Annotated in this window: 10 protein-coding genes; 6 read left to right on the top strand and 4 right to left on the bottom strand. The window is 68.0% G+C overall.

The window, feature by feature from the left end; translation table 11 throughout:
• The 3 genes from VGP60_RS19635 to VGP60_RS19645 form a co-directional block, all read right to left on the bottom strand.
• The coding region (locus VGP60_RS19635; RefSeq protein WP_327549493.1) for an SDR family NAD(P)-dependent oxidoreductase at positions 1 to 185 on the bottom strand (185 nt) is incomplete at its 3' end.
• Between the two features lie 35 nt (positions 186 to 220).
• Positions 221 to 964, bottom strand: a complete 744-nt coding sequence (locus VGP60_RS19640; protein ID WP_327549494.1) for an SDR family oxidoreductase — start codon at positions 962 to 964, stop codon at positions 221 to 223.
• A gap of 88 nt (positions 965 to 1,052) precedes the next feature.
• Positions 1,053 to 1,736 carry a TetR/AcrR family transcriptional regulator gene (locus tag VGP60_RS19645; RefSeq protein ID WP_327549495.1) on the bottom strand — a complete coding sequence of 228 codons (684 nt, stop codon included), beginning with the start codon at positions 1,734 to 1,736 and terminating at the stop codon, positions 1,053 to 1,055.
• Positions 1,737 to 1,981: 245 nt separating this feature from the next.
• Between VGP60_RS19645 and VGP60_RS19650 the strand changes: the two genes are divergently transcribed.
• From VGP60_RS19650 to VGP60_RS19675, 6 genes are all read left to right on the top strand, one after another.
• Positions 1,982 to 4,762, top strand: a complete 2,781-nt coding sequence (locus VGP60_RS19650) for an AfsR/SARP family transcriptional regulator (RefSeq protein ID WP_327549496.1) — start codon at positions 1,982 to 1,984, stop codon at positions 4,760 to 4,762.
• A 343-nt stretch (positions 4,763 to 5,105) separates the two neighbouring features.
• A complete protein-coding gene (locus VGP60_RS19655; protein ID WP_327549497.1) occupies positions 5,106 to 5,687 on the top strand; it encodes a sigma-70 family RNA polymerase sigma factor in 582 nt (193 codons plus the stop codon).
• A 94-nt stretch (positions 5,688 to 5,781) separates the two neighbouring features.
• Positions 5,782 to 6,285, top strand: coding sequence for an RNA polymerase sigma factor (locus VGP60_RS19660; RefSeq protein ID WP_327549498.1), 504 nt, complete (start codon positions 5,782 to 5,784; stop codon positions 6,283 to 6,285).
• On the top strand, positions 6,278 to 6,982 hold the full coding sequence (locus VGP60_RS19665) for a sigma-70 family RNA polymerase sigma factor (RefSeq protein WP_327549499.1): 705 nt from the start codon (positions 6,278 to 6,280) through the stop codon (positions 6,980 to 6,982). The genes VGP60_RS19660 and VGP60_RS19665 overlap by 8 nt, the downstream gene beginning before the upstream one ends.
• 641 nt (positions 6,983 to 7,623) lie before the next feature.
• Complete coding sequence (locus VGP60_RS19670; RefSeq protein WP_414640380.1) at positions 7,624 to 9,039, top strand: FAD-binding oxidoreductase; 1,416 nt, start codon at positions 7,624 to 7,626, stop codon at positions 9,037 to 9,039.
• A gap of 16 nt (positions 9,040 to 9,055) precedes the next feature.
• Positions 9,056 to 10,321, top strand: coding sequence for a class I SAM-dependent methyltransferase (locus tag VGP60_RS19675; protein WP_327549500.1), 1,266 nt, complete (start codon positions 9,056 to 9,058; stop codon positions 10,319 to 10,321).
• A gap of 80 nt (positions 10,322 to 10,401) precedes the next feature.
• On the opposite strand, the gene VGP60_RS19680 is transcribed toward VGP60_RS19675, so the two are convergent.
• A complete protein-coding gene (locus tag VGP60_RS19680) occupies positions 10,402 to 11,562 on the bottom strand; it encodes a GGDEF domain-containing protein (RefSeq protein ID WP_327549501.1) in 1,161 nt (386 codons plus the stop codon).
• Positions 11,563 to 11,784 lie beyond the last annotated feature (222 nt).

Genomic DNA, 11,784 nt, shown 5'->3' on the forward strand with positions numbered 1-11,784 from the left:
TCGATGCCGCGCAGGTCCGTGCCGTGCTCGCCGTTGTACGCCTTGATTTCGTCGAGCCGCGGCGCGTTGCGGCCCGCGGTGTCGCGGATCCCGGCGTAGACGGTGTGACCGGCGTCGGCCAGCGCCCGTGCGGTGAGGGCGCCGATCCCGCTGGACGCGCCGGTGATGACGATGACCTTGCTCATGGCGGTGACTCCTGTCTGGGTTGCTGGGAAGGGAGTTAGATGATTCCGCCGTTGGCGCGGATGACCTGGCCGTTGATCCAGTGCGCGGGGCCGGCGAGGAACGAGACGACGTCGGCGATGTCTTCGGGCTTGCCGAGGCGCTCCAGCGGCGGCTGCGCGGCCATCCGCGAGATGGTCTCTTCGTCCTTGCCGTCGAGGAAGAGCGCGGTGGCGGTCGGGCCGGGCGCCACGGCGTTGACGGTGATGCCGCGGCCGCGGAGTTCGCGGGCGAGGATCAGGGTCATGGCTTCGACGGCGCCCTTGGTGGCGGCGTACGCGGCGTAACTGGGGATCGCCAGCCCGACGACCGAGGTGGAGAAGTTGATGATCGCGCCGCCGTCGCGGACCTGCTTCGCGGCCAGCTGGTCGACGACGAAGGTGCCGCGGATGTTGGTGCGGTGCATACGGTCCAGCGCGTCGAGGTCGATGTCGACGACCGGCGCGAGGTACATGGTCCCGGCGGCGTGCACGACGACGTCGACCCCGCCGTAGGTGTTCCGCGCCGCGTCGAACACGGCCGTCATATCGCCCTCGTCGGCGACGTCGCCGCGGACGGCGATGGCCTGCCCGCCCTTGCCGGTGATCGCGGTGACGGCTTCGTCGGCCGCGACTTTATTGCCGGCGTAGTTGATGACGACAGCGAAACCGTCGGAGGCGAGACGCTCGGCCGTTTCCCGGCCGATACCGCGGGATCCGCCGGTGACGATGGCGACGCGGGCGGTGTTTTCGGTGCTGGTCATGAGAAATCTCGCTTTCGAGGGTGTTTTGGGTGTGCGGTATCGCCGGAGGTCGCGGGGTGCGGCTTCCGTTGGTGGTACTGGTTTTTTCCTAGTCGGACAGCTTGGTGAGCCACTCGTCCAGCAGGGCCGTCTCGGGTCCGCTGAGCGCGTCCGGCGGTGTCTTCCGCAGGATCGCGCCGAGTGACGCGGCGGCGGTGGCGGTGTCCTGTGCCGTTCCGGGGGCCGAGTCGTTCCGGGGCGTCAACACCGCGGCGTGGACGGCGTCGCGGACTCGAGTGGAGACATCCGGAGTGTAGGTGTCGGTACGGCTGACGAGCATCAACGCGACACCCACATTCGCGGACATGATCATCTGCCCGGCGGTTTCGGGGGACACCCGCAACCGGCCGGCGGCGGCGCAGCGTTCGAGGACCTCGAGGAGAAGCCGGTGGGCTTCGGCGGCGGCCTCGGGCGGGGCACTGACAGCGGGGGAGTACATCAGCCGGTAGTACGCCGGGTGCCCCACGGCGAACGCGACGTGGCTGTCCCAGCCGTCACGGAGATCCTGGACCGGGTCGGCCGACGGGGTGGCGGCCCGCTTGCCGGCGAGGTACTGCTCGAACCCGTAGTCGACGACGGCGGAGAGCAGGCCCTCCTTGTCGCCGAACTGGCGGTACAGCGCCGGTGCGCCGACCCCGGCGGCTTCGCAGACCGCGCGAGTGGATACATCGGCCACCCGTGAGTCGGCGAGGAGCGTGGCCGCCGCTTCCAGGATCTTTGTTCTCGTACTCATGGGAATAACGTTAACACGTCTGCGATAGCAATGATACCGATGTGACGTAGCAATCTTACGGTCTTTTGTTAGCGGCGATTCGGATGAAGTTGATCGCGCTGAGGCAACCGTGGCGAGCCTTCAGGCGTAGGTCTCCCGGGGCGCATTACTACTCCGGAGTATCCCCGGATGTGTGTTTCGCAACCGCGCTAGTTGTGACACTCTGGGGTCAAATGTCACGTACGTTGATGTCCAAGGGGGATGTCGTGGCTTCAGGAGTGTGTTTCTACCGTTTGCTGGGATCGCCGGCGGTCGAGCTGGACGGCCGGGAGGTCGAGCTCGGGCCGCCGCAGGCGAAAACGGTGCTCACGGCGTTGCTCGTGGCGGCCAACCGGCTCGTTTCGAGCGACAAGCTGGCCGAGGAACTGTGGGGAGACTCGCCGCCGGCGTCGGCGAGAGTGCAGGTCCAGGGGCTGATTTCGCGGCTGCGGCGGGCGTTGCGGTCGCCGGACGGTGAACAGCCGATCCAGACCAAGGGCACCGGTTACGTCCTGCGGGTGGAGCCCGGCCAGGTCGACGTCGACCTCTTCGGGGAAGGGATCGCGGACGGCCGGGCGCTGCTCACGGAAGGGCGCTACGACGAGGGAGTCTCGCGGATCCGGGATACCTTGACCTTGTGGCGTGGCCAGGCATCGGCGATGGCGGCCGACGTCCTCGGGCAGTGGGAGGAGCTGCGGCTCGCCGTGCTGGAGGACTGCGTCGAGGCCGAGCTTCTCCTCGGCCGGCACGACCGGCTCGTGCCCGAACTGCGGGAACTCGTTGCGGCGTATCCGTTCCGCGAGCGGTCCTGTGGTCAGCTCATGACGGCGCTCGCCAGGGCCGGACGGATCGCGGAGGCGTCCGAGGCCTACCGGAAATGGCATCGGCGGCTCGCCGACGAGCTCGGTGTCGAGCCGTCACCGGCCATCCGCGCGCTGCACAGCGACATCCTGCGAGCCGAACCCGGGCTGAGCTCGCCGGGTTACACCGTCTACCGGAAGCTGGTCGCGCCTTGCCAGCTGCCGCCGGGCCTGCCGGACTTCGTCGGCAGGGAAGCACAGGTCCAGGACTTGCTCGCCGAGCTCAACCCGGACGAAAGTCGTGACACCCCACCGGTTCTCGTGCTCACCGGGGTCGGCGGGATCGGCAAGACGTCGATGGCGGTCCGCCTCGCCCGCCAGATCCGTGACGCCTATCCGGACGGCCAGCTCTTTTCCGCGCTGCGTGGCACCACGGCCGAGCCGCGCACGCCGGAAGCGGTGCTCGCGGGTTTTCTGCGGTCGTTCGGCGTGCCGTCGGACATGATCCCGCCCGATCTCGACGAGTGCGCGAGTTTGTTCCGTAGCGTGCTGCACGGCCGCCGGGTCCTGCTCGTGCTCGACGACGCCGCGTCCGAGACGCAGCTTCGCCCGCTGGTCCCGGCCGAACCGGGCTGTGCGGTGATCATCACCAGCCGGTTCTCCCTCGCCGGCTTGGAACTGGGCCGGTCCGTGCCGCTCGACGTGCTCTCCACCGGCGACGCCGCCGCACTGCTGGCACGGCTCGTCGGCTCGCTGGATCTCGACGAGGAAGCCGAGTCCGCGGGGCAGGTGCTCGAGTACTGCGGTGGGCTGCCGCTGGCGCTGCGCATCGTCGGCAGCAGGCTCGCCGACCGGTCCCTGTGGAAACTCGGGGACGTGGCGACGGCGTTGTCGGTCGAACGGCAACGCCTGGATTGGCTGCAGACCGGGGATCTGGCCGTCCGCAGCAGTTTTTCGCTCAGCTACCGGCAGCTGGATCCCGATCGGCAGAAGCTGTTCCGCCGGCTCGCGCTCCTGCCGTCGGCCGACTTCCCCGAGTGGGTGGCCGCGGCGGCCATGGACGTCGACAGCGTCGAAAGGCCGCTCGAAGACCTGCATCGCCGCAACATGGTTCAGCTGGTCGAACGCGGCGGAGGACGGCCGCGCTACCGGATGCACGACCTGCTGCGCTCCTTCGCGCTCGAAGCCGTCGCCGAGGAATCGGCCGCCGAGCGGGCCGCGGCGACAGGCCGCGCCCTCGGCGGCTGGCTCTGGCTGGCCGAACGCGCGGCGGCCCGGCTGCCGGGCAGCGTGCTGCGCCCGGCGCCGGGGGAGGCGACGCGCCGCCCGATGGACCCGGCGGCCGCTGACGCGCTGGTGCACGACCCGCTCGTGTGGTTCCAGGCCGAGCACCTGGGCCTCGAAGCCGCGATCTCCCGTGCCGCCGACGCCGGACTGGGCGAGATGGCCTGGGAACTGGCCGTGGTCGGCGCCGACTACTTCGACCACCGCGGGCAGTACGCGGAATGGTCGCGCTGCCACAAGCGGGCGCTGGGCGCGGCGATTTCCAGCGGCTGCGTCCGCGGGGAAGCGGCGTTGTTGCGCGGGCTCGGCCAACTGCATCTCTATCGGGACGAATTCCCGCAGGCCACCAAGTTGCTGAGCCGCTCGCTGAAGCTCAGCGAAGCGATCGGCGATCGACGCGGAATGGCCAGCGCGCTCACGGGATTGGGAGTCGTGTCGAGGGCGACAGGGCGGCCTGACGAAGCTCGTGAGCGGGGACAGCGGGCGCTGGTGATGTTCACCGAAGCCGGACACGGTCTGGGTGTGGCGCATATGCACACTTCGCTGGCCGTCGCGTACCTGGAAATGGGACGGCTCGGCGAAGCGGAAGCCGAGCTCGACCGGGCCATGGCCGTGTGCGCGGAACTGGGCGACGACCACCGGACAGCGTTGGTGCTGCGGCGTTTTGGCCAGCTGCACCTCGCGCGCGACGATCCGCGCCGGGCGATGACCTGCCTGCGGCGGGCGCTGGGCCTGCTGGAATCGCTGCGGGACGAGCAGTGCGCCGCCCAGGTGCGCCTCGACATCGGCCGCACGCACACGATCCTGGGCGAACGCCAAGCCGCGGCCAGGGTGCTGACGGGCGCGTCTTCCCAGTTCGTGGGAGTGGGGAACCACAGCAGCGCGGCCGCGTGTGAGCGCCTTCTCGGCAGCCTTGTGACATAGTCGGATATAAATAATTCGGCTATTACGGGGAAACCGCAATTGTGCGGTAGTGACTGGCCGCTGCCCTGTTGGTGGCCGGTCTCGTCCTGCTGATCCGGATGAGCAAGGTGCCGCGCGGACCAGTGCCCAGCGCCTGAATGGCCGAGTATGTCGTTGCTTTTCCACCCATATTCGGCCTAACGAGTGAAGTCGAATCGAAGGCAACCTTCACCGTTGTCAAGTCGTTGTACTCAGAGGTGCTCGTGCGGCACCTATCCCGTGAGGACTGCTTGCGATCCGAAGCTGATGAGGGGGCGCCAGAGCATGGACGACGGGGACTACGACGCGCAGCCAGGCGCGTGCCATGTTGCGTGAATCGGTCCGGACGACCCCGGATCGGGAGATCGGTGAGATCGCCGCGGCAGCGGTCGACGGCGACCAGGACGCCGTCGCGAGGTTGCTGGCCTATCTGCGTCCGCTCGTGGTGCGGTACTGCCGCGGCCGGTTCGGCGGGCAGGAACGCTCGTTCGGCTCGGCGGACGACGTCGCCCAGGAGGTGTGCGTCGCGATCCTGAAATCGCTGCCGTCCTATCGCGATCAGGGCCGGCCGTTCCTCGCGTTCGTGTACGGCATCGCCCAGCACAAGGTGGCCGACGCGCACCGGGCGACGGCCAGGAACCGTGCCGAACCGGTGGGGGACCTGCCCGAATCGGCGGCTCCGGGGGAAGCCGGCCCCGAGGCGAGCATGCTGCGGGTCGAGCTGAACGAACAGATGTCCCGGCTGCTGGAGAAACTGCCGGAGAAGCAACGGGAAATCGTGCTGCTGCGCGTGGTGGTGGGGTTGTCGTCCGAGGAAACCGCGGAGGCCGTCGGGTCGACGCCGGGTGCCGTCCGCGTTTCGCAACACCGCGCGCTCGCCCGGTTACGCCAGGAACTCGGCGGCTGAGCCGCAAAAGCGGCCAAGTCGTTGCACGTAGCGGCCTTTTCGGCGTACTTACCCCTTGAGGGCTGGTTACGGCGGTGAGGGGCGGTGGTGCCGGGTGGGCGGTGACAACGGTTTCACCGAGTTCTTCGCGGCCGACTTTCCTTTGCTGGTGGGTTTTCTGTGCAAACACGGCTTCGAGACCGAGGTCGCCAGGGACGCGGCGTCGGAGGCCATGCTGTGCGCCTTCCAGGCCTGGGACTCGATCGGCTCGCCCGGCGCGTGGGTGCGGCAGGCGGGGATCCGGCTCGCGGCCCGGCAGGTCGCCAGGGCCCGTGACGGCGTCAACCGGGCGATCCGCAGCGACTGGGCGTGCCCGGACGAGTACGCCGAGGACAAGCTGATGGTCCTGCTCGAGAACTCGTCGCTGGTCGTGACCGTGCTCGCGCGGCTGCCCGAGCGGCAGCGCGTGGTGATGGCGTGGTCCCTCGACGGGTACACCCACGCGGAGATCGCGGAGCGGCTCGGTGTCCGGCAGGGCACGGTCCGCTCGACCGTCCGGCACGCGCGCAAACGGCTCAGGCGGATCTACGTGGAGCTCGGAGGTGTCGATCGTGGATGACTTCGACCGCTGGTTGCGTGATGCCGACACTGCCTTCGCCGACGCTCTGCGCTCGGGCCTGGACGTCAAGGGCACCCTGGCCCGCATCAAATCGCGCGCCGAAACCGGGCACTGCGTCGCCGTCCGCGTCCGAGGTTCGTGGGATCCGCAGGAATCGGTCGCCGAAGCCGTCGACGGCGATCCCGAGGCCGTCGAGCGGCTGCTGCGGTTCATCTGCCCGCTGGTGCTGCGATACTGCCGCGCCCGGATCGGCAGCCGGGAACGCTCCTTCGCGTCAGCGGACGACGTCGCACAGGAAGTGTGCCTCGCCGTGCTGATGGCCCTGCCGTCCTACCGCGACGAAGGGCGGCCGTTCCTGGCGTTCGTCTACGGCATCGCGCAGCACAAGGTCGCCGATGTGCGCCGTGCTGCGGCGGTGAACCGTATCGAGCCGGTGGCCGAGATCCCAGATGAGGTGGAGAGTGACGTCGGGCCCGAGCAGCTGGCACTGCGGCATGAGCTGAACGAGCGGATGTCCCGGTTGCTGTCGATGTTGCCGGCCAAGCAACGGGAAATCGTGGTGCTGCGGGTCGTGGTGGGACTGTCGGCGGAGGAGACCGCGGAGGCTGTGGGGTCGACGCCGGGGGCGGTCCGGGTCGCTCAGCATCGGGCGCTGGCGCGGCTTCGGCAGGTGTTCGATGCTGAGGAAGCCCTTTAGTGGCACGGTAAATGGGTGGGCACGGCTGGGTGTGGCCGGGTTTGCCGTGGTGTGAAGGGATCCTTCCTTGCGGTTTTTGGCAGGAAGGGTTCCTTCATGGCAGTCCTGAGGTATGTCGCCATCACTGGTTTTTTGGCGGCTTTGCGCGCTGACGGTTTCGCGTCGCCAGGGCGTGACCAGGTGTGGAAGTCGCGTGTTGTAGGCGCCCTGCCGCCGCGAAACCGTGGGCCTTCGGCCAAAGAGGGCGCGCGTGGTGGTTTTTTCGCCTGCCGCCCAACGGGCTTACTGCGGTAGCTCGAGACTTTGCGGCCGCATGAGTGCAGTAAAAGTGGACCGGGTTTGTGGTTGGCCACGCAAGTCTTGACTCGAGATGGCCTGGCTGGGTTAGCCGTGGCACGTGGGTGGGCACGGCTGGTTGTGGGCTTGGTGCGCCCGGCTTGTCGCGGATGCGCGCCATGTGGTGTCGACGGTTTGCTGGAGATGAAGAGCTTGCTCCCCGCCTGCTTGTAGCTGTCCGGCCAGGCGGGGGGCGGGCTGGCCGTCCCATCCGCCGGTTCGTGCTGAATCACCCTCCCGTGTAGGTATCGGACATCTGGCGCGGGGGAGGTGCGGATGCGCGGCGAATAATGGATCATTGCAGGATGGCTGGTAGACGCAAGGGCGTTATGGACCGGTCGCCGGGTGACGTGACCTCGCGTCGTTCCGAGCACGACGCACGCGTCGCCGGGTTACGGAGGCAACTGGCCGACGTGCCGGCGGACGCGGCGGTGCGGCTCGCGAAGCGCACCTCGAACCTTTTCCGGTCGAGGTCCGCCACGAAGACACCCGGCCTGGACGTCTCCGGGTTCATCCATGTCCTGGAGGTCGATCCCGAGGCGCGGATCGCCGAGGTCGAGGGCATGGTCACCTACGAGAAGCTGGTGGACGCCACGCTGGCGTACGGCATGATGCCGCTGGTCGTGCCGCAGCTGAAGACCATCACGCTGGGCGGTGCCGTCACCGGCCTTGGCATCGAGTCGTCGTCGTTCCGCAACGGGCTGCCGCACGAGTCGGTGCTGGAGATGGAACTGCTCACCGGCGACGGCCGCGTGCTCGTCGTGCGGCCGGACAACGAGCACAGCGAGCTGTTCTACGGCTTCCCGAATTCGTACGGCACGCTCGGTTACGCGCTCCGCCTGAGGATCCAGCTGGAGCCGGTGAAGGAGTACGTCCGGCTCACCCACGTCCGGCACCACGATCCCCGCGAGTACTTCGAGGACATGGGCCGCCTGTGCGAGACCCGCTCCCACGAGGGCGCGGCGGTGGACTTCGTCGACGGCACCGTGTTCGGGCCGGACGAGATGTACCTCACCATCGGGACGTTCGTCGACGAAGCACCCGCGGTGAGCGACTACACCTGGCTCGACATCTACTACCGGTCGATCCAGCGACTGAAGGTCGACCATCTGACCGTCCGGGATTACCTGTGGCGCTGGGACACCGACTGGTTCTGGTGTTCGCGCGCCTTCGGGGTGCAGAACAAGTTCGCCCGGTTCTTCCTCGGGCGGCGGCTCCTGCGGTCCGAGGTGTACTGGAAGCTCGTCGCGCTCGACCGCAAGCACAAGGTGGCCGCGAGGATCGAGCGGATGCGCGGAAACCCGCCCGAGGAGACGATCGTCCAGGACATCGAGGTGCCGCTGGACCGTGCCGTCGAATTCCTCGACTTCTTCCAGCGTGAGATCCCGATCAGCCCGGTGTGGGTTTGCCCGGTCCAGCAGCGTCCGCAGGGCGTCAACTGGCCACTGTACGAATTGGACCCGGAAGCGCTGTATGTCAACTTCGGGTTCTGGTCGGCGGTTCCGCTCGAGCCCGGTGAGCGCGACGGGACGCACAACCGGATGATCGAGACGAAGGTTTCGGAACTCGGTGGCCGGAAGTCGTTGTACTCGGAGAGTTTCTACCAGGAGGACGACTTCTGGCAGAGGTATAACGGGAAGGCGTACCACGCCTTGAAAGACCGATACGACGAGAAGCACAGGCTGCTCGACCTCTACGACAAGTGCGTCCGGGGCCGTTGAGCAAGGAGAAGAACACATGAGCAGGTCACGGACTCCCGTCGCGCAGATCCTCGAACGTCTGGTGGGACCGCGCAGCGAGTTGTCGATCACGGCGTACGACGGCAGCTCCAGCGGACCGGCCGGGGCCAAGGTCGGCATCGAGGTGCGATCGCCACTGGCGTTGAGCTACCTGCTGTCGTCGCCGGGGGATCTCGGCGTCGCTCGTGCTTACGTGGCAGGGCATTTGGACGTTTCGGGCGATCTCTACACGGCTCTTCACGCGCTGGCCGCGCAGGCCGATCAGGTGACCGCGGCGGACAAGGTGTGGCTGCTGCGCGAACTCGGCCCGCAGCATCTGCGCCGGGTGGAGCCACCCGTCGAGGAGCTGCCCAGCCGGTTCCGGCGCGGCCTGCACGGCTTGCGGCACTCCAAATCCCGGGACAGCAGCGCGATTTCCCGGCACTACGACGTTTCCAACCGGTTCTACGAACTGGTCCTCGGCCCGTCGATGGCGTACACCTGCGCGGTTTTCCCCACCGCGGACGCGACGCTGGAAGAGGCGCAGAAGAACAAGTTCGACCTGGTGTGCCGCAAACTCGACCTGAAGCCCGGCATGCGGCTGCTCGACGTCGGCTGCGGCTGGGGCGGCATGGTGGAGCACGCCGCCGAGCACTACGGCGTCCAGGCGCTCGGTGTCACCCTTTCGCGGGAACAGGCACAGTGGGCGCAAAAGGACATCGTCGCGAAAGGGCTGGCCGACAAGGCCGAGGTCCGGCACCTGGACTACCGCGACATCAAGGAAACCGGTTTCGACGCGGTGTCGTCGATCGGACTCACCGAGCACATCGGCGCGCGCAACCTACCGTCGTACTTCTCTTTCCTGGCTTCGAAAGTCAAGGTCCACGGCCGGTTGCTGAACCACTGCGTCACGAACCCGAACACCCGCGTGCCGCACCGCTCGCGCGGCTTCATCGACAGGTACGTGTTCCCCGACGGCGAGCTCGAAGCCTCCGGCGAGATCGTGTCCGCCATGCAGGACAACGGTTTCGAGGTCCGGCACCTGGAGAACCTGCGCGAGCACTACGCCGAAACCCTCGCGGGCTGGTGCGCGAACCTCGACGCCAACTGGGACGAGGCCATCGCCGAAGCCGGTGCGGGCCGCGGCCGGGTGTGGGCGCTGTACATGGCCGCGTGCCGCCTCGCGTTCGAACGGCGCGAGATCGAGCTGACCCAGGTTCTCGGCGTCAAGGTCGGTGCCGAAGGCGACGCCGGCATGCCCCTGCGCCCGGACTGGGGCGTCTAGGAGACCGCGGGACCATGTGCCCAGGCGCGGCTGGTGGGTGGCTCGTGAGTGGCTACGAGTGTTCTAGCACTCGTAGCCACTCACGAGGGGGTGTCGTGGGCGGGGCTTAGGCGGACTTGGTTGCGTCCGGCGTTCTTCGCGCCGTAGAGCTGGGTGTCGGCGGCGAGGAGCAGTTGCTCGTAGGTCTGCCCGGACTGGGGGAACACCGCCGCGCCGATGGTCGCCGTCATGCCGGTGACGGTTTCCGGGCCGCCGTTCAGCGTCTGCGAAAGGATGATCGGACGGCCCAGCGCCGCGCGGATGCGTTCGGCGACGGCGAGTAGTTCGATCGGGTCGATGTCGGGCAGGACGATGGCGAGTTCGTCGCCGCCGAAGCGGGCCACCAGGTCGTCGCGCCGGACTTCGGCGAGCACGGCGCGCGCGATGGCTGTCAGCGCTTCGTCTCCGGCGGGGTGGCCGTAGACGTTGTTGATATCGGAGAAATGGTCGAGGTCCAGCATCAGCACCCCGACCGAGGTCCCGGCCGACTTCGCACGCAGCAGCTCGGCCTTGACCACCTCGGCCCAGTACGTGGGCGCGGCGAGGCCGGTCTTCGCGTCCGTGCGCGCCGCCCGCTGGAACTGCGGGAGCAGCAGGTCTCGGTGGACGCACAGCACGGTGACGGCCAGCACCGGCAGCACCCACGGATGGTCGGCGATCAGCGCGGCCGCGGCGATGCCGAGCCCCAGTGCCGCGGCGACGACGAGCTGGTCCGACAGGTCGCCCAGCGCCTTCCTCAGCGTGGAACCGGGAATGGACAACAGGATCACGCCGACGACGAGCGCGTAGTTGACCAGCCACCAGGTGGCCGCGGCGGTGAGCACGACGAGCAGTGACCACAGGCTGGTCGGGATCTTCGGCACCGTGGTCAGCCCGCCGACCTGCAGCATCGCGGATGCCGCCACCGAAGCGACGACGAAGGTCGACGCGGAGAAGATCTTCCGGTGGGCCTTGGCCTGCCCGTAGACCCGCAGCCAGGAGTAGACGTACGACGCCACGATCAGCGCGACGACGAGCGGCAGCGGGATCAGCAGGACGGCCGCGCAGACCCACAGCGATTTGAGGTTCGTGTACGGCGCTCCGGCGACGGCTTTCTCCCGGCGACGCTCGATCGTGCGTACGGCTTCGAGGTGCAGGACGGCGGCCGCGGTCAGGATCGCGAACCAGCCCCACTGCTGATGGGTCGGAGCGGGTGTTTTCACTGTGCAGATGCACGTGAAGATCAGGGCCAAAACGTCGATGACCAGCACATACCAGGTTGCTGATCTGGGCAGAGTCCACATCGGCCATTGCCGGGGTGAGCTCCGCCGCGCTCGGTCGTTCACACTGAACGCACCCTTCGATGGCAGCAGATGTGAGCACCTCACCGTAAGAGGCGGCTCACCTGGTGTCGATCACCGGGGCCCTGTTCAACCCGAGTGGAC

This window comes from Amycolatopsis sp., from assembly GCF_036008905.1.
GTDB lineage: Bacteria > Actinomycetota > Actinomycetes > Mycobacteriales > Pseudonocardiaceae > Amycolatopsis.

Coding starts and splice junctions, on each gene's coding strand:
- VGP60_RS19645 (WP_327549495.1), bottom strand. CDS start 1,736: ATGAGTACGAGAACAAAGATCCTGGAAGCGGCGGCCACGCTCCTCGCC.
- VGP60_RS19640 (WP_327549494.1), bottom strand. CDS start 964: ATGACCAGCACCGAAAACACCGCCCGCGTCGCCATCGTCACCGGCGGA.
- VGP60_RS19675 (WP_327549500.1), top strand. CDS start 9,056: ATGAGCAGGTCACGGACTCCCGTCGCGCAGATCCTCGAACGTCTGGTG.
- VGP60_RS19655 (WP_327549497.1), top strand. CDS start 5,106: ATGTTGCGTGAATCGGTCCGGACGACCCCGGATCGGGAGATCGGTGAG.
- VGP60_RS19670 (WP_414640380.1), top strand. CDS start 7,624: ATGGCTGGTAGACGCAAGGGCGTTATGGACCGGTCGCCGGGTGACGTG.